We start from the raw sequence: 23,210 nt of genomic DNA, 5'->3' as shown, positions 1-23,210 counted from the left end.
TAGCCATACTCCTGAACTCCTGATAGCGAAGCGTGGCGTTAGCCATACTCCTGAACTCCTGAACTCCTGACTCCTGACTCCTGACTCCTGACTCCTATTCCCTATTCCCTATTCCCTAATTATGGTAAGTGAAGTAAAACAAATATCCGGTAACGCCGTTCCCCTCATTGGTAACGACATCGACACAGATCGCATTATTCCCGCCCGCTACCTAAAAGCAGTCACCTTTGACGGCTTAGGAGAAGGCGTATTTATCGACGATAGAAAAGCCTTAAACGGTGAACACCCATTTGACCAAGCCCAATATCAAGGCGCAAAAGTCTTAATAGTTAACCGTAACTTCGGCTGTGGTTCATCAAGAGAACACGCGCCCCAAGCCTTAGCCAAATGGGGAATAAAAGCCGTAATTGGGGAAAGTTTTGCGGAAATCTTCTTTGGTAACTGCGTCGCAATGGGGATACCATGCGTAACGGCACCAAGTGAAACTGTCAAACAGCTGCAAGAATTGGTTACAGCCAATCCTCAAGCATCTATTACCATAGATGTGGAAAATTTGCAAGTAAAAATTGGCGATTTTATCGCCCCAGTCGTCATGGGTGAGGGAACAAGAACAGCTTTTGTTTCTGGAACTTGGGACGCTTGCGGACAGTTGGTAGCGAATGCAGAACAGGTAAAAGCAATAGCAGCGAAATTACCTTACATCGCTTGGGGAAAGTTAGCTGCTTAACTCGATTGCGTCTTCTCTTCGAGATTATCCGCGAACTTGATCTTGTTTGCGAAGTTTCTCAAAGAGAAGGACGATCGCCCAAAACCGTCTACAGGCTTTGGAAATACTTATCTAAAGCCTCATGTACCAATTCAGTCATGGGTCGATCTTGCTTTTCGGCTGTTTCCTTGAGTTGCAGATAAACATCATCTCGCAAACTTACCCGATGGCGTGATTTTCCGCTACTGGTAGGAGTTCCAGGTGTATAGGTGGCTGAAAATTCACGGATAGCATCAAAACCTGTGCGATCGCAAAAATCACCAAAACTCTCTTTACCCTTGCGTGACTTCTTAAAAAAGACAAAAATCGGCTCTAAAAAGCTTTCTATATCATTGTCGTGCAGTTTTTCAATGATAGGTTGCGCTAACCTCGTTTGATCTGGTGAACCACCCAACCACACTTGATAAGATTCCGGCGCACTACCCACAAACCCTAATTCTGCCATATAGGGACGAGCGCAACCATTAGGGCAACCAGTCATCCTGACCACAAAATGGTCTTTTTGTAAACCCAGTTTATCTAATAAAGCCCGAATTCTGGCTAAAATTCCCGGAATTGCCCTTTCTGATTCCGTAATTGCTAAACCACAAGTAGGTAAAGCAGGACAAGCCATAGCATAGCGGGTTAAGGCTGCGATTTGCGTAGGGTCAGCGATCACACCACACTTGTCGAGAATCTCTTGAATGGCTTCTTTATCTTCCGGGAGAATATCGTAAAAAATCAAGTTTTGGTTAGGTGTGAGGCGGATGGGTAAGTTAAATTGTTCAACAATTGACCGCAAAGCAGTTTTCAGTTGAAATGTACCATCATCTTTGACTCGACCATTATCAATGGAAATCCCTAAGAACAGTTTACCGTCGCCTTGTTCATTCCAGCCCAGAAAATCTTGATATTTGAACTTGGGTAATTCTTTAAACGGTTCGACAGCTTTACCAAAGTATTCTTCGACTTTAGCGCGGAATTTATCTACACCCCAATCGTTAATTAAATATTTTAATCTGGCGTGTCTTCGGTCTGTGCGATCGCCATAATCTCTCTGAGTAGCAACAATCGCCTTAACGATATTATAAACATCATCTTTGGTCACATAGCAAATCGGGTCAGCTAGTCGCGCAAAGGTTTCTTCTTTATTGTGGGTTCTTCCTAAACCACCACCTGCAAACACATCGAAACCTTGCAGTTCCCCTTTTTTATTGGTGATCACTACCAAAGTCAAATCTTGGGAATACAAATCAACAGAATTATCACCAGGAACTGTCACGCAAATTTTAAATTTGCGAGGCATATAGTGAGTACCATAAATTGGTTCTACGGAATCATGAATAACAGTACCAGTACCATTTTTTTCCCTAGCGGCTTTCACATCTGGATGTTCTTCCGCACTAATAGCTTTTTCCCCATCTAACCAAATTTCATAATAAGCGCCGGTTTGGGGAGACAGTAAATCAGCGATATTTTGGGCATATTCCCAAGCATACTGATATTCTGGACGATTTTTAAAAGGTACAGCAGGAGCCATGACATTGCGATTGATGTCACCACAAGCACCTAAAGTTGAACCTAGATTTTGGACAATTGTAGCGATCGTACTTTTGAGATTCTTTTTCAAAATTCCGTGAATCTGAAAACCCTGACGAGTCGTAGCTCTTAAAGTATGATTCCCATATTCATCAGCCAACTTATCCAAAGCCAAATAAAGCTGTGGTGGAACTAAACCACCCGGATTTTTTGTCCGCAGCATCATTTGGTAGTCTTTTTCCTGTCCCTTAGCGCGATTATCACGGTTATCCTGTTGATACGAACCGTGAAATTTCAGAATCTGCACCGCATCTTCACTAAAGTGGGTTGTATCCTGAAGAATTTCTGTTGCTACAGGTTCACGTAAAAAATTACTATTTTCTTTGATACCTTCCACTTTGGAAGGCTTACGGTTGGTCAGAGGGGTAGGAGCAGTGTTAACCATTACAGTAGTATGTTTGTCAATAATGCACGAGTTGAAGCCAAATTAGGAATTAAAAAATACCTTATTGGGCTAGTAGAACACCGAAAATCCGGTCGGAATTATGAAGAATAATTTAATCTTAACACGGCAAAACGCTGGCTTTATCAGTGATGTAACACTTAATAAAACCAGCATCAACAGTAAATAGGTGTAATTAAACACAACATTTTTTTGCTTTCTCCTGTTGACATAAAGGATAAACATGGTTTTTGTCAACAGTATTTATAAACTTGAATTGCACCAACTTACTGAGGATATATATTCTATCAGATTAAGTTAGCAATTGGGCTAAATTTCTACCGAAAACGATAACCGATACCACCATTGATGCTGACAGCAGAAGCATCACTATTTTGGTAAGCACCAAGTCCGACTTTAGCATTAGTATAGACGAGGAAGTTTTTAGTAACTTCAGATTCTACTCCAGCACCTACAACTACAGCATCTCTGTTACCAATAGGAGTTGGTTTACCATCTGATTCTACAAAAGAATAACCACCAGTAATAAAGGCATTTGTTCTAGGAGCAATCCCTACGTCTACAGAAACTTCAGGAATAATTGCACTGGTTTCATCACTCCAAAGGACATTACCCCGTGCAGAAAAGGGAGTATTACCCAATTTGACACGACCTGTGATATTTCCACCAAAGGTAGCCGCATCACCACTTTTTCCACCATTGGTAACACCAGCAGCTACACCAGCACCAATATAACTGGCATCTGTGCCTTTTTGTGTTTCAGCAGCAGCTTTACCAACAGAGAGAAAAGCAGGAACAATTACTAAGGAAGATAAGGCAGAAATTGTCACTAAAGATTTGAGAAAGCGGTTCATAATTTTCACCAATTTTTAGAAGTTTTACTGTTAAATTGTAGGTCGAATATGAGCTAAAAATGTTCCAGATGATTTTAAAATTTACTACATTCCCTGTTGCTATTGATGCAATTTATTAAAGATTAAGTACGAGAAGCAAATTTTTGAATCATTTTGAATCAACAATCATAATTACACATCTAGAACCTAGTATTCCAGATTCATAGATTGAGATTTTGGCTATTTTCCTGGAGATTGAATCATGATAACGACTGCAAACGTATTATCGGGTTTAATGGGTTTATGTGTCGGAGATGCATTGGGTGTACCAGTGGAGTTTACCAGCCGTGCTGAACGCCTAAAATACCCAGTTACATCAATGTTGGGTTATGGTACGTGGGATCAGCCACCGGGAACTTGGTCAGATGACAGTTCACTCACTCTATGTTTAGCGGAATGTCTTTGTGAGGGATTTTCGCTGGATGTTATAGCCAAATCTTTCTGGCGTTGGTACAAAGAAGGTTACTGGGCTGCACACGGTGAAGTCTTTGATATTGGTAATACTACATTTCTAGCACTTGTTAATTGGCATCGAGGAGCGTCACCCCTAAAAGCAGGTGGTACAGGTGAAAATAGTAATGGTAATGGTTCTTTGATGCGAATTTTGCCAATGGCTTATTTTTATCAAACCTGGACTTTTCGGGAATTGATAGAACGAGTACATCAAGTCTCTTGCATTACTCACGCCCATCTCCGTTCCCAAATGGCTTGTGGGATTTACATTAGTATTGCTGTACAGTTATTAGCAGGGCTTGAACCCAAAGCAGCTTATTTACAAGGCTTGGACAACATTCAATCCCTTTATTCTGGTGATGAATATCTCTTAGAAAAACCCCATTTTGCAAGAGTTCTCAGCGGGGACATCGCCCGAATACCCATCAAAGAAATTAACTCTGGCGGTTATGTAATTGACACCCTGGAAGCATCTTTATGGTGTTTATTAAATAGCTCATCCTACGCCCAAGCTGTACTTGAAGCTATCAACTTAGGCGGGGATACGGATACTAATGCGGCGGTAACTGGTGGTTTAGCGGGAATTTATTACGGTGTGGAAAATATTCCTACCGAATGGCTTGAGCAAATTGCCCGCAAACAAGAGATTATAGACTTGGCTGGTCGTTTGGCTATCACACTCTCATCAAGGGTGTAGGGGAAGGAGTGCTGCTGTTATTCGTAACTGTTCAGTTATAATTTGCTTGTCTACTATTAAGCAGACTATTCTATCTGCACCTGTTCATCAATCCATTGTTGGTAGGCAGAACTGGAGAGGAGAATGGGTAAAGCAATAATTTCTGGCAGTTGATAGGAGTGCATTTCTCTAATTTTGGCTTCTAAAGTTGAGAATAGCGCCAAATTTGTTTTCATCACCAACTGCCATTCATTCTCCTTGTGAATTTCTCCTTGCCATCTGTAAATAGAGTGGATAGGTGACAGACTGACCGCAGCCGCGAGTTTAGCTTCGACAACAGCTTGAGCGATCGCTTTTGCTTCCTCTTGGGTAGCAGTTGTCACCAATACTACACCATAACCCGTTGGTTGCTGCATTGTTGCTAAACAAGAGACAGGGAGTAAACCTGGCCATCAATTAACAGTCTAGTGATGCCTTTGGCTTGGAGATGGGTACTTGCCTTATGTAGCATTCTACTATCAGGAACTTTAATCACGCGATCGCGCTTAGTAGAAAAGCGTTTAGCAACTCGATGATTATCAAAAACTGGCAGAGTTTTCTGTTGAGTTTCAATAGTAGGAATCAGACCCAAATCCCCAAAATCCTTGAGTGGTCTGGTAATTAATTCCGCAGAACGGTCAATCACCAAATAGCAAGTTTTCGGCAAATGTGCCACCGACAAAGGTAAAACTTGAACAGCTGCTTCCCCTGGTCTACGTCTGGTGACTAAGGGTTTTTGCTCCTCAAAGTCTTCATCCTCAAAGTCCTCATCATCTTCATACAACTCGTCATCTAAATCATCCAAATCATCAGATTCATCCAGCAAATCATCATCGAACAAATCCCCAATAACGCTTACCTCCGGCTCTTCTTCCTCTAGAATAGTTCTAGGGATACTGGGGATTTCTGTCGGTCTATGTCTGACGATTTCTATTTCTTTAACTACTGGTAGTTTCGGTTTTTCCGTCCCTAATATTTCCGTCCCTAATCTTTCCGTCTCTGGTTTTTCCGTCGCTGAGGAGCGCGTTTTCACCCGTCTAATAGCCGGAATCGGTGGTGGAATCGTCTCAGACTTAGGAATTTCTTCTATCGCTGGCTTCTCTGGTTCAACATGAAGCAACTCTAAGCGGGGTTTATCGCTGCTTACAGGTGCTGTCTCTATCTGTGGTTGACTCAACAGAGGTAACTGCTCGTAACTTACCTGCGCTCTGCCTTCAGGGGTTCTAGCAGCACGTTTTAAAGAAACAAGGTATTCGTAATCTTCTTCAGGTAAGGTACTTTTGAGCAGTCGGCTAATTGTTGAGTTACTCACTCCATAGCGTTCTGCCAAAGTCGAAGTAGTTTCGGCAGTCTCTCTATATAACTTGAGAATCTCTTGTTTGTCAGAATCTGTTAATTTTCTCACGGTAGACACCAAAATTTGTTAAGTTCGTTTGCGTCCACTTGTACGTCGCTTGAGGCTTAATGACGCTTCATATTCTAAAGCAGCGCCCATACCAAACAACACTCCACTAAATACCCAGAACACTTCTAGTATGTCTCCACTTTGATAATCTGGAAGATAATTTGTGGCATATTTAAACCACATATCTGCAATGTATAGCGAAAATGCCGCTGCTGCAATCATTCTCCAGGAGAGAGAAACTTTTCCTCCCCAAAAAGCCAGCAACATGATAGTCGCAATAATTAATAGCAGTACATCACTAACTATATAAAACCAATTCAAAACAAAAGCAATTTGTTGATAAATAGGAGCAAGTTCCTCTGCTGGTCCCTTACTTGTTTGAGAAATCCACCAGGCTATAAAACTACCTAACACTCCAATTGCAGCTACAATTAGCCATTGCCATTTTTCTAGATTGATGCGCCGGGAGAATAAAGCTAAAGCCATGCCTGAACCCAGAAACAAATAACTCAGCACAAAAAATACATCGCCTAGAGACACTTCTGGATCTTGCTGTAAAACTACTTCTGTGTAGCCGAAAAATATGCCTCCAACGCAATAAGCAATCATACCCAAGCCGATCAAGAGCCAAACCTTGCGACTACTGACAATTTGAGTGCTGCGCCAGTTTCTTAAGCATAATACACCTGCACCCAAGTAGGCCAATGCTTCAAAAATATTTGTCCCTAGTACGTACCAATCACCACGGATTTCTGTGTTATTTGGCCCAGGGATTTTGGCACTAAACAACAAAAAGTATAACAGTGCTAACACAGACCAGCTAATGCCAAGCAAGATGATGTTTGGAGTGGAGAAAATGGACTTTGAACGGTATGAATTGTCGTAAGATTTACTCATAGATTTCAACTAGGTAAATGCACTTTAGCAATATTTTTGGCGGAATTGATTGTGTTACAGACAACAGTTAACTAGATAGAGCATAGGATTTTTCACCAAAACCAGCGCCAATGGATGGTTTGTGAGCAAATAATATCCATGCTACTGCCAAAGTTTACCTAGTGGAGATTGATTTAACCAACCGATAAACACTAATCGTTCTTCTTCAGGCATATCTTGTAATCGATCCTCTAATTGACGGGCAAAGTTGGTATCACCAAAATATGTTTTTCCTAGTCGATGTAGCTCTTCCAGGAGAATAATCACATGAGTTTCCTGCCAAGTAGGTAGTTTGGGCATTTGAGAAGGCTCAACAGTTAACAAAGCTTTGGCTGACTCTGAAGAAGACGCTTGAGGAAATTGCTTTTGATGTAATATCCCCGTTATCTCTTTTTCAAATAAACCAGCTTGCCGATTGCCTAATAAATCTTCAATGTCTAGATAAACGGCTTGCAGCAGCAGAATACTAGCCAATGTCAAAATTTCCGTGTTGCTATGGCTACCTGTGTCATTTTCAAGCTGTTCCAAGCGGATTTTACCCCAGACGCTAAAACGCTCTGGTTCTTCTAGTAAGACACAGGCTTTACCACGGTTGTCTGTGAGCGATCGCCACAAAGCTTTGGCTTCAACCTCTTGACTGGCTTTGAAAACACTTATCAGGCGAAAGGTTTGCCCCTGATAATGGAGGATCGGCACCTGCTGATCCCGCGTTGGGTGCTGAATTGTTGATATTTCAACATCCTGGCGTTTAAGAATAAACATGGCACTAGCAAATAACTCCTCACAGGGGCTGTTTTGACAGGGGATATGTCATGGACTTGGGCAAGATTGCCAAAAGTATAATTATTTATATTATGGTGGGGTAAAATTAGGCAATTGCCAAATGCTTTACGAACTTATGCAGAAAATGGCATTAAGTTGATCTGAGCAAATTACCCCTTGACATCACAATATATCTGAAATCTGCCATTTGGTTAGTTTTTAGTGTACATCTACTGACTAACTACTAGGAAATTAGTCTTGATATTATGAAATTTTCAATTTTATCTTGCTTGTTACTAGGAAAATGAGATATCATGGTGTATGATGGCTTTTTGAGAAGCCAGAGATTTTAGTCTTGGGCGCGTAGCTCAGTGGATAGAGCAATTGCCTTCTAAGCAATCGGTCGCAGGTTCGAACCCTGCCGCGCTCGTTTTAACTCAAGATATACCTCAAAGCTATTTAAGTAATGATATATGGCTAATGTAGTCTGAATTACAATAGCTTTGCCTGGGGAGTTTGTAACATACCCAGATTACTTACAGAAGTGGAGGTCAGTAAAAACGAAGCTGCTTTTTGGGCGATAACTTCAGAAAGCTTAACCTGATTGATAGTTACTAAACCTTCGTTAACAAATGAATCTCTCACCAAGGCTTTTTCTCCACTATTAAAAGAAGTTTCATAAAACACTTCTTTAATTCCAGCGGAGATAACTAACTTTAAACAAGATAAACAAGGTTCTAAAGTTACATAGATACTAGCACCATCTGTAGAGATACCATATTTTGCGGCTTGTGCGATCGCATTTGCTTCCGCGTGTACAGCCCTTGATGGTAAGGTCTTACTGGCATCGCAACTGGTTAAACCTGGATAGCAATATCCTTGAGTTGTACAATGGGCTGAACCGGATGGTGATCCATTGTAACCTGTGGCTACGACTTGCTTATTTTTGACAATTACAGCACCTACTGGAAAAGCTAGACAAGTTGAGCGAGTTGCGGCTAGTTTAGCCAACATGAGAAAGTATTCATCCCAAGTTGGTCTTTGATGGTATTCGTTAGATGAGTCAATATCCTGCATAGTTTGTTAATTTTAAACTTGATTTTACTGCTTTGGTGACAACAAAAATTTTAGATGCTATTGCTTCCACTTTAATAAAACGTTCTTTAACTGATTTAAACCATCTTCATAGTCATGAAACTTAATTTCAGCAATTACAGTGGGAATACCACGAGGAAATCTTGATATCTGTTTACCTGCTTCATACAAAAGAATGATAGGAATTTGGTTGTTTTCTGCATAAGCTAATTCCATTCCTACGCCGAAAGAAAGCGAGCCAAGGTAAGCAATAACTAAGTCTGATATACTAACCTGATGCTTATCTTTATCGAAAACCTCACGAGGAGTAATATCTGGATTATTCACTGGGTCAGTGTGTAAGTGCGGTACATAAGCTTGAAGACCTACTTCTTCACAAACCAAGCCTATTTTTTCATAAAATCCTTTAGTTTTTATTGGATTTTCTACGTCAGTCAACGCACCAGATACATATACTTTGGACATTTTTATTAGTTACCTTGCATTACAACTTATATTTCTCTCCGTATGGAATGATCTAAAGTTAATTCTTTCGCCAAAATATAAGGTTGAAATAAATATATTTTGTCACAAAAATCAAATCTATTTTTTAGTTGATTTTGGAGTTAATATTGTATTTGTTGGACTTGGATTAGAAGATTGATGGGAATTTAAATAAGTAAGTGCCGCAAATAATGTTCCTAATCCCAAAAGTAATATGTTTACTATCATATTTACTCTATTCCAACGACTGTCTTCAGTTGAACCTAGAAAATCTAGTAATGTCTCTTTGACACCTTTTTTAAGTTTTTTATACTCATCTGATTCGATCATCAGTTGTTTTAGTCTATCTTTCTTATGCATCATCCAACCATTTTCTGGCGCATTAAAGTAGTCGTTTATTTCTTGAGTATTAGATAGTCCACGAATAACATCAAGTCTTCCAGGAGTGTGATCCTGTTTGTGATTTTTTGATGGATTTAAACACTTAGAACTTAATTTTTCAATAGCTAAATGAGCAATTGGATTGTCAACATCTCCGACATAAATTCGTATTGGTTTATTGGAAACATTATGAAGTGCTATACAAAGAACACTTGCCCACTCAGGATTGACCCTTGTTCCAATGTGTCCTAAACCATTTGATACTTGTTTAACAACAGAATAAAGCGGTCCGCGAAATTTATTACTGAGCCAGATTGCTTCACTAGTCCATACTAAAGCTGTATCGTTTTTTGGTATGTCGAAATATTTCCGTTCCTCTCCTTGCGGGTTTTGTTCAGTGCCAATAGTTAAGCGTTTTTCGTCTGTAAGTGAATAAGCACACTCACCAGCAGTTAAACATAAATCGCAATCTTTAACACTACCTGGTTTCAAAGGATGAAAATATATACCTTTACCAAGCTCTTTGATAATATCCTGATAACTCAAAACGGACATGAAATACTCCCTGAGCTTTAGACTGTATTAGAATTTCATACAACCATTCCCAAAATGGTTGCTTGTCAGCGGTTACTGGTCTTGAACATACGGCTTGTCAATTTTAATACAGTTTGCTGCCTTTTGCAATTCCATACCTAAATATGCAGCATGATCTGGACGTATTGCAGGGGAAGCAGCACAAATTTCTCTGGTCAATTTCAAAGCATTTTTACCAGAATAGCAACCTACAATCTCCCCACTACCAGGAGTTGTATGTGTGACAAAAATTTGACCATCTGCAATTTCAATTAAAAAGTTTCCTGCGGGGTCAGCATAATCTAATTTAGAGCAAATAGCAGCATATTGTTCTTGAATCAGTTGTTCTCCATTACTCCAAGTATCATCATATATATGAGCCGACTGACTGAGGGTTATCAATGGTCCCATCTTCAAATCATATTCAGAACGTTTAGCAATTTCATCTCGAATATGTTTTTGCAAAGCCCTTAATCCCATTGCATTAGCAGGCCAAGCGGCAAACATATCATTACTTCTGAGAGTTGCAGTTAGTGATAATTCATTATCAACAACTCTCAACCAAATATGATTTAAACAAGGACTACCACCTTTTTCATGGTCTTTAACATCCCATAAAGTCATTACTGCACTAGCAGCATCAATTTCTCCAATTAATTTCTGAATTACTTGTTCAATTTGATCTCGTCCAAACCAAGAACGCAAACGCTGACCATAGGTATATTTCACACCTTCTCGATTCGGTGAATCATCTAAAATTTGAGAGATATATTCTTCTAAAAAGCTTCTATCAATTGGTAAATAATTCGGTTCAGGGAAATAAAAATCAGTAGGTTCATCGGTGACAACTGCCATCAAATCTATTAATTCTTGCCATTTGCCATCATAGCCAGTTGGTCTAATTGTGCCTGTGGTTTTAATGCGATGAATGATTTTTACCCAAGTTTCGGCTATGGTTTTACCTTCTATGCGATGTCCATAACGTGAACCAGGTAAAACTGTGGGTTCAATGGTAGACATGGGAAATTCCAACGGTAATCCCCAAGGTTCAATAATTTCTTTTTGAGCGTATTGCTTAATTTTATCAACTGCTTCTGTAATTGATTTTGCTTCTTGAACTTCTATTGATTGTCTGAGTTTTTGTAGGGAATGAATATCAATATCAATATCAATATAACCAGGAATGGCAGAAAGAATGATCCAAGATTTACGTCCGGTGTCACTTAAACTTTCTTCAACTCCATTGTGAAAGAAGTCGAGTAAGCATTGAGAAGCACCTGCATTTTTGTCTTCTTTGGTGGCGTTAAGAATTACTAAATAACGAACATGAGGATTGAATAATAAATTACGGATGAGTAAATTTATCCCTCTTGTGGGAGAGTACAACTGACCGATAACGGCGTAATCTGAGGTTTGCAGGTGTTTTGCCAGTGCTTGTTTGACTGTCCACCCTGTAATTACCGCTGTTTGTCCATTTCCACAAATCAACTGGTTAGGCTTATGCTGGGCTGTGTAATAAAATCGGTTTATTTGAACCATCTCTGTTATTAGTGTTAACTATAAATAAAACCCAAACATTATAACACTAAGATGGTATCGAAGAATTACAGATTTTTTTTATCAGCAAAAATTAACTACTAATTACAATTATTAACATAAAAAACCTTGAATATAATGGAAGTTGTGCTACCAAATATAGCAATGCAAATTGAAATATGAGAAAATACATAAATAAAAAGTACGTATTCACAAGCTTTTTAGTTAGTTCATTGCTCATGCATGATTTATGATTACTATAGATTATGAAATCAATTGGATTATTGAGCTTAACCATTTATTATGCTATAGTCCGCATTAATCAAAAGTAAAAATAAATTTATAATATTAATAGTTCAGATGGATTTTTGCTCCATATAATAATATTCTATCGTTTATTATATGAGCTTATGGTTTAGAGTTTGTACGGCTTACGCCAGGCTATCAGGTAGCAAACAAGAGTCCTATGTCTTTTTTTGTAAAATATTCTCTGGATTTAAGAAAATTTTCTGCATAGCAATTATGAAATTTAAAAAAATACATTTGTTATCAGATCAGAAAATTAATAACTTAATTATTATCAATTTATTAGTCGCTGTTGCCTATATTTTAACTGTCAATATTAGTATTAGATTTATATCTTTACCTGGTGGTACTTCATCTGTGTGGTTACCATCTGGAATAACATTGGCTCTAGTTATTTTACAAGGGATACAAGTATTACCAGGAATTATTGTAGGTTCTATACTTGGTATATCCAAAAATTTACTAGACTTGTCACCTGATTTATCAGTTTTTAATTTTATTTTTCTGCATATAATCTGTGCTGCTGCTAATTGTTTACAACCATTAATCACTAATTATATAATTCAAGTATTTGCTGCTCATAAAAATATTTTTAATCATGTACATACGGTTTTGATATTTATATTTGCTGCTATTTTTTCTCCAATTGTGTCAGCAACTATGGGAATTACAGTCCATTTTTTAACTGGACTTATTTCCTGGAATAATTATGGTATCTCTTGGTTAATATGGTGGACGGCAAGTGCATTGGCTCACCTAATATTTACGCCATTTTTTCTATTATTATCAAGTTTTAATCCAGAAAAATTTCAATATCGTAGAAGTGAGAAATTACTTATTTTTACCATCTCTGGATTTATATTTTGGCTGACGTTTATCAATAATTATAATTTAGAATATACATTTCTACCTATTTTAATCTGGTCAGTATTTCGCTTGGGTAATTTTATTTCTAGTTGCTTAGTAAGTTTAGTTGCTATCATTGCCATTGTTGCTACTGGAAACGGTTATGGTAATTTTGTTAAAGATACACCCTATCAATCTCTGGTAATTTTACAATCATTTATGGGAGTCTTTTCTATTACTTCTCTGATTCTTTCTGCTGTAGTTGATGAAAAACGAGTAGCACAATCATCTTTAGAAAAAACTTTAGCGAATCTAGAACTAAAAGTAAGAGAAAGAACAGCAGCATTACGACAAAGTGAAGCTCAACTTGATGGCTTTTTTTCTTCTGCTTCGATTGGAATGAGTATTATTGATCGCCAACTAAAATATGTCAGAATTAATGAAATACTCGCAGAGATTAACGGAAAAACAGTTGTGGAACATTTGGGTAAGAGTATTAAAGAGATTTTGCCCCAGATGGCTCCTAAAATAGAACCTTTGTACAAACAGGTTTTTGCTACAGGAATACCTTTACTCAATCAAGAAATAAGTGGTGAAGTCCCAAGCCTTCCAGGTATTGAAAGAACTTGGTTGATTTCTTATTTCCCCATCTTTGATCTTGATAATGTTCCTTTGACAATTGGTTCTGTAGTGATTGAAATTAGCGATCGCAAACAGCTAGAAATGCAACTCCAACAGCAAGTCCGTTTAGATGGACTAACTCAAATTGCTAATCGTCGTTATTTTGATGAGGTCTTACTCAGAGAATGGGTACGTTGTATTCGGACTCAACAACCACTTTCTCTGATATTTTGTGATGCTGACTACTTTAAAGCTTATAACGATACCTATGGTCATCCAATAGGAGATAGTTGTTTGATTCAAATTGCTGAAACTCTTAGTAAGAATGTGCAGCGTACTAGTGATTTAGTAGCTCGATATGGTGGAGAAGAGTTTGCAATTCTTCTATCTAATACCACTGCTGAAGGTGCAATTCATGTTGCTAATTCGATTCGTAAACAAATCCACGACCTAAATATTCCTCATAAAAAATCGTTGGTATCTGATCATGTAACCTTAAGCATTGGCATTGCTACCTGTATTCCGATGAGCGAAAATAGACCTGAAGAGCTTGTGATTAAAGCTGATCAGGCACTTTATGAAGCCAAACACCAGGGACGCGATCGCATTATCTTCAAAATCTAAATTAACCCTTCAGATGAAAATACCTTACAAATATTAATTTTCTTGATACATTTCTTTACATACGGAAAATTATGGAAATAAAGTCATGCGTGCAAGCGGTTCTATGATAGATGATCAAGGCAAAATGAATAACTTTGCAGTTGAGCCAAAGATATATGTAGACGAACAAGGCGAACTGACAAGTCAGCGCTGGCGCTATCGCACAGGATTCACAACCTATGCAGAACTACTTAACGGTCGGTTAGCAATGATTGGATTTGTATCTTTGATAGCATTAGAAGTATTCACAGGACACGGTGTATTAGGTCTTTTAGCAAGACTGTAAAAATCAGTGAAAATTGCGTTATATAAAATTTCATAAACTAGAGAGACGGGAATTTTTCCGTCTTTAATTTTGGGGAAAAATTAATGCTATGTTATAAGTATTAAGCACAGGGGGAATCTATGGTTTTAACTGCTTCAACAATGTTGTCTCTAGGCACTAAAGCACCAGATTTTCATCTACCAGAAGTTGGAACTGGAGAAACAATTTCACTAGCTAATTTTGCCAATAAAAAAGCACTGTTAGTGATGTTCATTTGTCGCCATTGCCCATTTGTAAAGCATATCCAAACAGAATTAGCACAATTAGGAAAAGATTACTTCAACACTGATTTAGGGATTATAGGTATTAGTGCTAATGATGCTCAAAATTATCCAAATGATGCGCCTGAATCATTGCAAGAAATGTCCACTGAGTTAGGATTTAAGTTTCCTTTGTGCTACGACGAAACCCAAGCAACAGCAAAAGCTTATACAGCAGCTTGCACACCCGATTTTTTTCTATTTGATCAGGAAAGAAAACTGGTTTATCGCGGACAGTTAGATGATAGCCGTCCCAGTAACAACAAACCCGTAACAGGTGCAGATTTGCGAGCAGCGATTGAAGCTGTTTTGGCTGATCAACCAATTACAAATGAACAACAGCCAAGTATTGGTTGCAATATTAAATGGAAACCAGGAAACGAACCTAATTATCAGTAATGAATAGGTTGTAGGGAGCAGTAATGAAAAATAATAACTGATAACTGATAACCGATGTTCAATGATCAATTTCCAAATTGAGGATATAGCGTCCTAGTTGGATTTTTTCTGACCACAATTCATACTCAAGGCGTAAATTTTCTGGTATGGATTTTCCCGTAAGCTCTAAGCTATTAGTAAAATTACGTAAACGAATTGGTTTCTGTGGTTGTAAAGACTCATTGGGCAACCAATAACGACTAATGCCATAAACACCTTTTTCCCAGAAATGTCGGTAACTTACTTGAGTGTTACCTTGCATAGTCATAATTACTCGGTAAGGTGAAATCTCCAACCACAAGATTCTGGGACTGGTGGGAGTGTCAACATTTTTTTTAGTTTGAGGCAAGGGATCTTCTGGACTGAGTGAACTTCCTACTTCACAACTAATTAGAGGTGGTGCAGTTAATAGTAAATGAAATCGATCAGTATCTTTTTGATACAGTGTTGCGGCAGTTTCAACTACAGACCAGACTGGCAAGTCAGTGGAAATAATTGATAAACAAACAGGTTTGCGGTGATGGGTGAGCATGAGAGCAATAAGTGTGAGAAGCCGTTGAATAAAATCAAATGAACACTAAGTGATCTAAAAAGTTAGTTTAAACAACTAAACAGTAAAACCTGCTTAATATTAACCGAATCTCGTAATTTGTTAATCTGGACAAGTCAATATGCTAAAAGGTGAAAATTAAAGTAAACAATAAAAATGATGCTTTTTTTAGAGATAATTAGTCCATAAATCAAGCTTGTGAATATTTTTCACAAGATTCTCAGAATAGAGCCAGAAGTTAAGGAGAGCAAAAATTCATGGTTGAGGCACGAAAAGCGATAGGATACTAGGGAGGAATTAATCCAGTGGCAGCATCAGAAGTCACTGAGAAATTTCAAATCTATTTAAAGGCCAGTGTATCCTAATGTCGGCTGCTGTTATAACTTTAGAAACTCAAGAAAACGCTTCTCAGAACTTAATTATTCAGCGACCCCCCGCTGGTCTGTCTTTACAGGGTCGCATCAGAGTTCCTGGGGATAAATCTATTTCCCATCGGGCTTTGATGTTGGGTGCGATCGCAGAAGGTGAAACTGAGATTCAAGGGCTCCTATTAGGTGAAGACCCCCGCAGCACTGCTCACTGTTTCCGGGCGCTGGGTGCGGAAATTTCGGAATTAAATACGGAATTTGTGCGGGTAAAAGGTATTGGACTGGGCAATTTCCAAGAACCTGTGGATGTATTGAACGCGGGTAACTCTGGTACAACCATCAGATTGATGTTAGGCCTTTTAGCTTCCCATCCAGGACGATTCTTTACGGTTACAGGTGATGATTCGTTGCGATCGCGCCCTATGTCCCGTGTTGTCAAACCTTTACAACAAATGGCAGCTGAAATTTGGGGACGCAAAGGTAACTCTTTAGCACCCTTAGCAATTCAAGGACAAGCACTCAAACCGATTCATTATCATTCTCCCATCGCTTCGGCGCAAGTGAAATCCTGTATTTTACTGGCTGGTTTAAACACCGAAGGTCAAACTACAGTCACCGAACCCGCTTTATCAAGGGATCACAGTGAACGGATGTTAAGGGCTTTTGGGGCAGAATTGAGTATAGACCCAGAAACCAATAGTGTTACCGTGACTGGTAATGCTAAACTCTACGGTCAAAAAGTGATTGTTCCCGGAGATATCAGTTCAGCCGCTTTTTGGTTAGTTGCAGCGTCTATTGTTCCAGGTTCTGATTTGGTGGTGGAAAATGTCGGTGTGAATCCCACCCGCACCGGAGTTTTAGAAGCTTTGTCAATGATGGGAGCAGATATTCAACTGGAAAATCAGCGCGAAGTTACTGGGGAACCAGTCGCAGATTTGCGGGTGCGTTCTAGTCAGTTAAAAAGTTGTACCATTGCTGGGGATATTATACCCAGATTAATTGATGAAATTCCCATTTTGGCAGTAGCTGCGGCTTTTGCCCAAGGTACTACCATTATTCGAGATGCGGCAGAGTTGCGAGTCAAAGAGAGCGATCGCATTACCGTAATGGCGCAACAACTCAATCAAATGGGTGCAAAAGTGACAGAATTACCTGATGGTATGGAAATTACTGGTGGTACGACCTTGGTAGGTGCCAGCGTAGACAGCCATACAGATCATCGCATAGGCATGAGTTTAGCGATCGCTGCTCTGAATGCTAGTGGAACTACCACTATTCACCGTGCAGAAGCAGCAGCTATTTCTTATCCCAATTTTACCAACACTTTAGTAGAAGTTTGTCGTTAAAGGCTCTTATGCAGGGGAAGCAGGGGGGCAGGGGGGCAGGGGAGCAGAGGAGCAGGGGAGAAATTTCTTCTTTATCCTGACTCCTGACTCCTGACTCCTGACTCCTGACTCCTGACTCCTGACTCCTGACTCCTGACTCCTGACTCCTGACTCCTGACTCCTGACTCCTTCTGTATTAGAATCTTCTGTTTCTGGATGCAAAATACTGCCGATATAATTCACAGCTTGGTATTACTTTATCTTTTAACTGTTTAATCAACCCCATACTACTCAGTTTATAAATCATGATCGAATCTAATGATTTTAGTTCTTGAGCATTGATCACACAATCTAACGCCTTTGCTAATTCAGGTTCTTCTTGCAATGTTGCTTGATGACGTTGCAAATGAGAAGAATAAATTCCATTCGATGTAGCTGCTGTATCCAGAAATTGAGCAAGGTTAATTTCCCCACGACTAAGATGATAAATAGCCGTATGTGTTAACGCTGGATGTCCTTCCAGCATCGCCATCAGTTCTCCAGCTTCCTGGTAATCAGTCCATTTGAGTCCATAGCGTTGAGCTAACTGCTGTACTTGCTCTAGATTAAAACTGCTTAACTCTATTGGTAATCCTACATTAAATGGCGATTGTTTTAATTGCAGAGGGACATAAATTTCAGTTGAGTGGACTATAATCAACCGTAACTTTTGCCAAATTCGTTCTCTCTTAGCTTCTTCATACCAAGAACGAAACAAAGGTAAAACATCTTTTGCCACTTGAGGATGTTCAAAAATATAATTGACTTCATCTAACGCTAAAACTAGAGGAGTATCAATTTGCTTTAAGATATGGTTGCGAAAATAAAGAGAACAACTAATTTTGCTGCCGATATCTTCATCCCAATAGTCTTCTAACTTAGATTCCAACTGAAGTTGACGAGTAATATTTGCACACAGCCACCGCAAAAAGCGATTCAAATCGTCCAAAATTACATCATCAATTTGCTCCAAATTTAAGCTAACAGTACGGTAGCCTTGGCGAGTAAAATAATTTAAAGTTCTCAGTAGTAAAGAGGTTTTACCCATTTCTCTAGATGCTTTAATTCGCACTAAAGACCCGGCTTTTTTAATTTCTTCATAAACTTGCATTTCCACCGCAGTTCGTTCAATGTAAAAAGGAGAATCTAGGGGAACTGCACCGCTTGGATAACAGGGAGAATTGAGGTAATTGTCCATATTTTCTTCTCTAGCCCCAAGACGATCAGAGCTAATGAGAGATGAAGATAAAGGTGCTGAGATGTCTTTGAGCCTATTCAACTCCGAATGAGTAGTGACTATCTGGGAATTAGACATTTGCCTTGTTAGATTGTCATTTACCCAATCTAAATTAAAGACTTTCGCATAGATGGGGTTCTTAACTATTAAACTTCCTTGCTGTTGTGCCACAAGTCCCGACAGCCGCAATTCTAGGTACTCAGGGGAATTCTCAGCAGGGATTTTTCCCTCTAGTATAATTTGCTTATATAGCTGCAATAATTGCGTGCTTTTTGGACTATTGCGAAGTAAGCGATCGCGAATCGTCCTTAAATGCTCTGGTTCGTCCTGACTTTCCCAATTCTTGATAATTAGATTCTCTATAATTTGCTCCACCCACTGCGATTCTGCACCCTCTTGAGAAAGAAAAAATTCTGTATTATTATTGCAGGAATTAACGATTAACCAACACAGCTTTTGAGTCAAAAAAGGTTGCCCATTAGTCCAATATATAACTTCTTTTAAAACTGCTTCCGGGTTGCTAATTTTTCCTATCAATCCCTTGACTAAAGGCTGGCTATTTTGTAGATTAAATCCTTGTAATTCAATAGCTCTACCGATATTAAATGGTGTAGAATAGTGCTTATCTTGAATCAAATTTGAAGGCGTAGCTACTCCCAACAAAGCAAATGACAATCGCCTAAAAGCTGGCTTGTGCGCTCGATTTTCATAACAGTGGCGAATCAGGGCAAAAAATTCGTCCGTGGAAAACTTCAAACCCAGCACATTATCAATTTCATCAATAAAGATAATAATATTTTGCTGAATTTGGGTTAATAATACTGTTTCGATAAATTCATTTAAACACTGGATGGGAGAAAGATCATCGCGTTCTTTTAACCAATTGCGTCGATTCACTTGGAGTTTAAAACCGCTTACCAGTTCTTGAATAATTCCCCCATACCACTGGGAAGCCGTAATTTGTTGGCTACCAATGCCGCTTAATTCAATTTCTGCACAAGCAAATCCTTGGGTTTGCAACTTATCCATCGTTCGTACTCGCAAGCTAGACTTCCCCATCTGTCTAGCGTTGAGGACATAGCAATAATCAAGAGCTAATAACCCTTCGTAAAGTTCAGTGTCGGCCTGTCGTACTACATAGGTAGGGGCATCAGGTGGGAGGCTACCACCAGGTTGATAGGTGGGGTTAAGTTTGGTGAACATTAGGATTTTGTGAGACGGTTAAAACCTGCTTCTGTGTTAATTGTCACATGGTTCTAGGTTTTTGAATGCCTGAATTTAACTGAATTAGCTGATTTTTTTAAAATCCTAAATTTAACTGAATTATTGTATTAACCAGCTAGATATCTTTGAAACACATAAGACTTAAGTAAATAGACAAAAATATTTACAGTCATTGTCAGCAAAGCAAATCAGTTCCAACCCTTGTGATTACTGAATCAGAACGCTACGCTTCATATTCGCGAAGCTTGGCGTTAGCCATAGTGTCCTGAAATGATACGCCACCTTCGCAATGATTTTGGGTAAATCAATTGTATCGACTTACGTAAATTCACGGTCAGAAAACATTCCGAATAATTTATGAACAAGTTAACCTCCTTTTTGGCTACCATTCTCAGTTTTGTTATTTGTTTAGGCGGAGTTAGCCCAGCTTTAGCTCAACAACTTCCTCAACCCGCATCTCGTGGGATAACCACTTTTTACATCACTCCAGAACAACAGGCACAAGGAGTGCAGATATATCAGCAGTTAAAATATGATGTAGCTATCCCCAATCCTGACCTAAGTAATATGTTGCCTGAAAATCTAAAAGATTTTCCCGCAGCTTATAAACAAGTCCTCGCAGAAGGTCGCCGGAAAAACGGAACTAATGGCTCTTTTACCGAAGGTTGGTTTGATTTTCAAGCATCAACTCCTGTAACTCCTGGAACTAACACTCTGTTCACTGTTAATGCTCCTCGTGACGGCAGAATCTACAGTGTGGTAGCTGGATTACCTGCTACTCAATGCCCTCTGAAAATTAACAACACTGAAGTTGATTTCTTTGATAATGTCCAAGATGCAGAAGCAAGGGCTGTTGAATTAGATAGCAAAGGATTCCTTGTCTACGTTTCTCCTAACGATGATTTGACAATTAAGGCATTTTCACAACTTTTCTATGATCAGGATACTGGCAAGAAAAAAACTAACTCAGCTTGTTTCTTAGTTTCAGGTGCTACTGAAAAAACTACAACCGATTTCCGACAAATCTTCTATTTACTGCCACCTGCATTACAACAGCCAGGAAAGCAAGCACCGTTGGAATACTTCCCCAGAGTTGGCAGTTTTATCTATCTGGTTAATGCTAGAAAGACTCTGACTGCTCAAGCAGGCAACCCTGTCATAGATAGACAATTTGCAGATACGGCAAGAGATATCTACTCAGTCGATACCAATAATTCCGTCAATGTCAATGGAAATTTAACAAGTTGGCAGATTTGGGCAAAAAATACCTTACCTGTGCAACTAGTTATGTACAGACGGAATGGAACTTCTTGGTCTGTAGTTGGTAAAAGTGATATAAAAACCCCTGTTGTGGGCGCAAATTCATTTACCCTTCCGACTCCAATTCAAGTCAAAGCCGGAGATTTTGTTGGCTTGTACTATCCGCAACAAGGTTCTGTTGCTTACACTCTGAATGGTCCAGATAATCTCGGAACAGGTAACTTCACTGGATCAGTTCTTCAAACAAGAGATGGATCTGGAGTTGATTCTGCTACTAACTTTGCTTTTTCTAGCAATCGCGTTTACTCAGTATTTGTTAAAGGCGTTGCTCAGTAATTGTTAAGGACTTTACATAACGCTGGGATGGATTGAGGGAAGCAGGAGCATAAATTTTATCCAGTTGTTAATTCCTCGATTCAACAATCCTAGCGTTAAGTAAAAGAGTAGCCTTGTATGGCAACCGTAATTACACTGCCTAGAACAAGTGTGAAGTAAAACAATTTTTCATCTAGCAAATTTCAACTAAGGAGGGGTTTAAGCCCCTTCTTCTAACCATCTTGGCGACTGAATATGTCTAGAAAACTGCATATCTTGAGTCAGGATGCGATCGCTTTCTTACAGAAGATCAAAGGTATTAAGTTTAACTATGAAATTCCAACCTGTGTCCCATAGTTGGGTGGCTCTACATCCAAAACCTCAAGGAGTAATTCAATTTGTTGGTGGAGCTTTCTTTGGCACATTTTGGCCAATGTTTTTCTATCGCTCTCTACTTCAGCGTTTATTTGAAGATCGCTATACGATTGTTATTTTACCCTTCAACTTTACTTTTAACCATTATGCTGAGTCTGGCTTTTTAATCAGAGAACAGTATGAAATAATGCCAGAGCTTGTCAGAAGGGCAATATTTGCTAAATATGACTATCAAGTCTATCTCAGTGACCAAAATTTTGGTTGGGTAGGTCATAGTATTGGCTGTAAATATATTGCTCTTTTGGAAGCATTTAGTGCCTTACCTATTATTGGTAAACCTAGTGATCCTAACTTTTCTCATCGGATTGAAGAATTTAGAAAGTTTATCGAGTCTATAGTTAGATCAACAACAACAAAAACTGCTTCTCAATTAAAAATTGATAGCAAGATTGAGAGTATCTTTACAGACCTATTAATTCTCATTAATGATCTAGAAATAAAGCGTAAAGAGGCTCTACGATTAATTAAATACTACATCAAGAAAGAAAGCAATTTCAAAGAATTGAAAGACGACATTGAAATTAGCAGCATCTTTATTAAGAATCAACCCTCGTTACTATTAGCTCCTGTCAATACAGGTCTTGATAGTGCTATCCCCCAACCTTTAGCAAGTATCGTTATTAACTTAGGTTTGAATGTCAAGCCCACCCCAAAAGAAACCTATGCCTTAATAAAATACGGTGATTTATTTAATCTCTTAGGGTTAAATTCATTCCAAACAGATAAACTTGCTTTATCAACTGTTCAATGGTTCGAGAATGATTTTAAAAAACCACCTGAAGGTTTTAAAGAAGATTTAAAAGGTGGACATTTAAGACCTTTGGGTATTCAATTGGGCAATTTTGCCATCAATTTTCCAGACTTCAAGGATAATATTCCACTTATTGAGCCTATACAAAAACGAAATAAAGAGTTTGAATCTCCTGTCAGAGAATTATTCCAACGTTTAGAACAGAAGCAAGCTAATGGTCAAAGAAAGTAAACTACAGGGTTTTTTGATAATTGGGATATCCAACAGA

At 38.8% G+C, this 23,210-nt stretch carries 20 protein-coding genes and 1 tRNA gene; 9 read left to right on the top strand and 12 right to left on the bottom strand.

Annotation, left to right across the window (positions count from 1 at the left end):
• Positions 1–121: 121 nt before the first annotated feature.
• The gene (gene leuD / locus ACLLO5_RS22100; RefSeq protein WP_413172642.1) at positions 122–727 is read left to right on the top strand and encodes a 3-isopropylmalate dehydratase small subunit; all 606 of its coding nucleotides are present in this window, start codon (positions 122–124) and stop codon (positions 725–727) included.
• 88 nt (positions 728–815) lie between these two features.
• On the opposite strand, the gene sir is transcribed toward leuD, so the two are convergent.
• Both sir and ACLLO5_RS22090 read right to left on the bottom strand, forming a co-directional pair.
• Positions 816–2,729: a sulfite reductase, ferredoxin dependent gene (gene sir, locus ACLLO5_RS22095; protein ID WP_413172641.1), complete on the bottom strand. Its 1,914-nt coding sequence runs from the start codon at positions 2,727–2,729 to the stop codon at positions 816–818.
• A gap of 335 nt (positions 2,730–3,064) precedes the next feature.
• On the bottom strand, positions 3,065–3,601 hold the full coding sequence (locus ACLLO5_RS22090; RefSeq protein WP_413172640.1) for an autotransporter outer membrane beta-barrel domain-containing protein: 537 nt from the start codon (positions 3,599–3,601) through the stop codon (positions 3,065–3,067).
• 241 nt (positions 3,602–3,842) lie between these two features.
• Between ACLLO5_RS22090 and ACLLO5_RS22085 the strand changes: the two genes are divergently transcribed.
• Complete coding sequence (locus ACLLO5_RS22085) at positions 3,843–4,790, top strand: ADP-ribosylglycohydrolase family protein (RefSeq protein ID WP_413172639.1); 948 nt, start codon at positions 3,843–3,845, stop codon at positions 4,788–4,790.
• 65 nt (positions 4,791–4,855) lie between these two features.
• Here ACLLO5_RS22085 and cutA read toward each other — a convergent pair whose 3' ends face one another.
• From cutA to ACLLO5_RS22065, 4 genes are all read right to left on the bottom strand, one after another.
• On the bottom strand, positions 4,856–5,185 hold the full coding sequence (gene cutA, locus ACLLO5_RS22080) for a divalent-cation tolerance protein CutA (RefSeq protein WP_413172638.1): 330 nt from the start codon (positions 5,183–5,185) through the stop codon (positions 4,856–4,858).
• A 5-nt stretch (positions 5,186–5,190) separates the two neighbouring features.
• The gene (locus ACLLO5_RS22075) at positions 5,191–6,213 is read right to left on the bottom strand and encodes a transposase (RefSeq protein WP_413172637.1); all 1,023 of its coding nucleotides are present in this window, start codon (positions 6,211–6,213) and stop codon (positions 5,191–5,193) included.
• Between the two features lie 18 nt (positions 6,214–6,231).
• Positions 6,232–7,110, bottom strand: coding sequence for a hypothetical protein (locus tag ACLLO5_RS22070; RefSeq protein ID WP_413172636.1), 879 nt, complete (start codon positions 7,108–7,110; stop codon positions 6,232–6,234).
• Positions 7,111–7,251: 141 nt separating this feature from the next.
• The gene (locus tag ACLLO5_RS22065; protein WP_413172635.1) at positions 7,252–7,911 is read right to left on the bottom strand and encodes an Npun_F0813 family protein; all 660 of its coding nucleotides are present in this window, start codon (positions 7,909–7,911) and stop codon (positions 7,252–7,254) included.
• Positions 7,912–8,268: 357 nt separating this feature from the next.
• Here ACLLO5_RS22065 and ACLLO5_RS22060 point away from each other — a divergent pair.
• A tRNA-Arg gene (locus ACLLO5_RS22060) sits at positions 8,269–8,341 on the top strand.
• 62 nt (positions 8,342–8,403) lie between these two features.
• Here ACLLO5_RS22060 and ACLLO5_RS22055 read toward each other — a convergent pair.
• From ACLLO5_RS22055 to ACLLO5_RS22040, 4 genes are all read right to left on the bottom strand, one after another.
• Positions 8,404–8,988, bottom strand: a complete 585-nt coding sequence (locus ACLLO5_RS22055; RefSeq protein WP_413172634.1) for a deoxycytidylate deaminase — start codon at positions 8,986–8,988, stop codon at positions 8,404–8,406.
• Positions 8,989–9,045: 57 nt separating this feature from the next.
• Positions 9,046–9,471: an XRE family transcriptional regulator gene (locus ACLLO5_RS22050; RefSeq protein WP_413172633.1), complete on the bottom strand. Its 426-nt coding sequence runs from the start codon at positions 9,469–9,471 to the stop codon at positions 9,046–9,048.
• A gap of 117 nt (positions 9,472–9,588) precedes the next feature.
• A complete protein-coding gene (locus ACLLO5_RS22045) occupies positions 9,589–10,425 on the bottom strand; it encodes a hypothetical protein (protein WP_413172632.1) in 837 nt (278 codons plus the stop codon).
• Positions 10,426–10,497: 72 nt separating this feature from the next.
• On the bottom strand, positions 10,498–11,982 hold the full coding sequence (locus ACLLO5_RS22040) for a thymidylate synthase (protein ID WP_413172630.1): 1,485 nt from the start codon (positions 11,980–11,982) through the stop codon (positions 10,498–10,500).
• A gap of 519 nt (positions 11,983–12,501) precedes the next feature.
• Here ACLLO5_RS22040 and ACLLO5_RS22035 point away from each other — a divergent pair.
• The 3 genes from ACLLO5_RS22035 to ACLLO5_RS22025 all read left to right on the top strand — a co-directional run bounded on the left by ACLLO5_RS22035 (position 12,502) and on the right by ACLLO5_RS22025 (position 15,399).
• On the top strand, positions 12,502–14,376 hold the full coding sequence (locus ACLLO5_RS22035; RefSeq protein ID WP_413172629.1) for a diguanylate cyclase domain-containing protein: 1,875 nt from the start codon (positions 12,502–12,504) through the stop codon (positions 14,374–14,376).
• Positions 14,377–14,461: 85 nt separating this feature from the next.
• A complete protein-coding gene (locus ACLLO5_RS22030; RefSeq protein WP_413172628.1) occupies positions 14,462–14,701 on the top strand; it encodes a chlorophyll a/b-binding protein in 240 nt (79 codons plus the stop codon).
• Positions 14,702–14,820: 119 nt separating this feature from the next.
• Positions 14,821–15,399 (top strand): thioredoxin family protein, encoded by a 579-nt coding sequence (locus ACLLO5_RS22025; protein WP_413172627.1) that lies wholly within the window; start codon positions 14,821–14,823, stop codon positions 15,397–15,399.
• Between the two features lie 58 nt (positions 15,400–15,457).
• Here ACLLO5_RS22025 and ACLLO5_RS22020 read toward each other — a convergent pair whose 3' ends face one another.
• Entirely contained in the window at positions 15,458–15,970 is a 513-nt protein-coding gene (locus ACLLO5_RS22020; protein ID WP_413172626.1) for a hypothetical protein, read from the bottom strand.
• Positions 15,971–16,352: 382 nt separating this feature from the next.
• Here ACLLO5_RS22020 and aroA point away from each other — a divergent pair, with 382 nt between their 5' ends.
• Positions 16,353–17,702, top strand: coding sequence for a 3-phosphoshikimate 1-carboxyvinyltransferase (gene aroA, locus ACLLO5_RS22015; protein ID WP_413172625.1), 1,350 nt, complete (start codon positions 16,353–16,355; stop codon positions 17,700–17,702).
• A 175-nt stretch (positions 17,703–17,877) separates the two neighbouring features.
• On the opposite strand, the gene ACLLO5_RS22010 is transcribed toward aroA, so the two are convergent.
• A complete protein-coding gene (locus ACLLO5_RS22010) occupies positions 17,878–20,160 on the bottom strand; it encodes an AAA-like domain-containing protein (RefSeq protein ID WP_413172624.1) in 2,283 nt (760 codons plus the stop codon).
• A 378-nt stretch (positions 20,161–20,538) separates the two neighbouring features.
• On the opposite strand from ACLLO5_RS22010, the gene ACLLO5_RS22005 reads away from it, so the two are divergent.
• Positions 20,539–21,777 carry a hypothetical protein gene (locus tag ACLLO5_RS22005; RefSeq protein WP_413172623.1) on the top strand — a complete coding sequence of 413 codons (1,239 nt, stop codon included), beginning with the start codon at positions 20,539–20,541 and terminating at the stop codon, positions 21,775–21,777.
• 310 nt (positions 21,778–22,087) lie between these two features.
• On the top strand, positions 22,088–23,173 hold the full coding sequence (locus ACLLO5_RS22000) for a DUF1350 family protein (protein WP_413172622.1): 1,086 nt from the start codon (positions 22,088–22,090) through the stop codon (positions 23,171–23,173).
• Positions 23,174–23,210: the final 37 nt, after the last annotated feature.

It is taken from the genome of Anabaena azotica SJ-1 (assembly GCF_047275885.1).
Classification (GTDB): Bacteria; Cyanobacteriota; Cyanobacteriia; order Cyanobacteriales; family Nostocaceae; genus Trichormus_B; species Trichormus_B azotica_A.
This window is presented reverse-complemented; position numbering and strand designations above follow the sequence as displayed.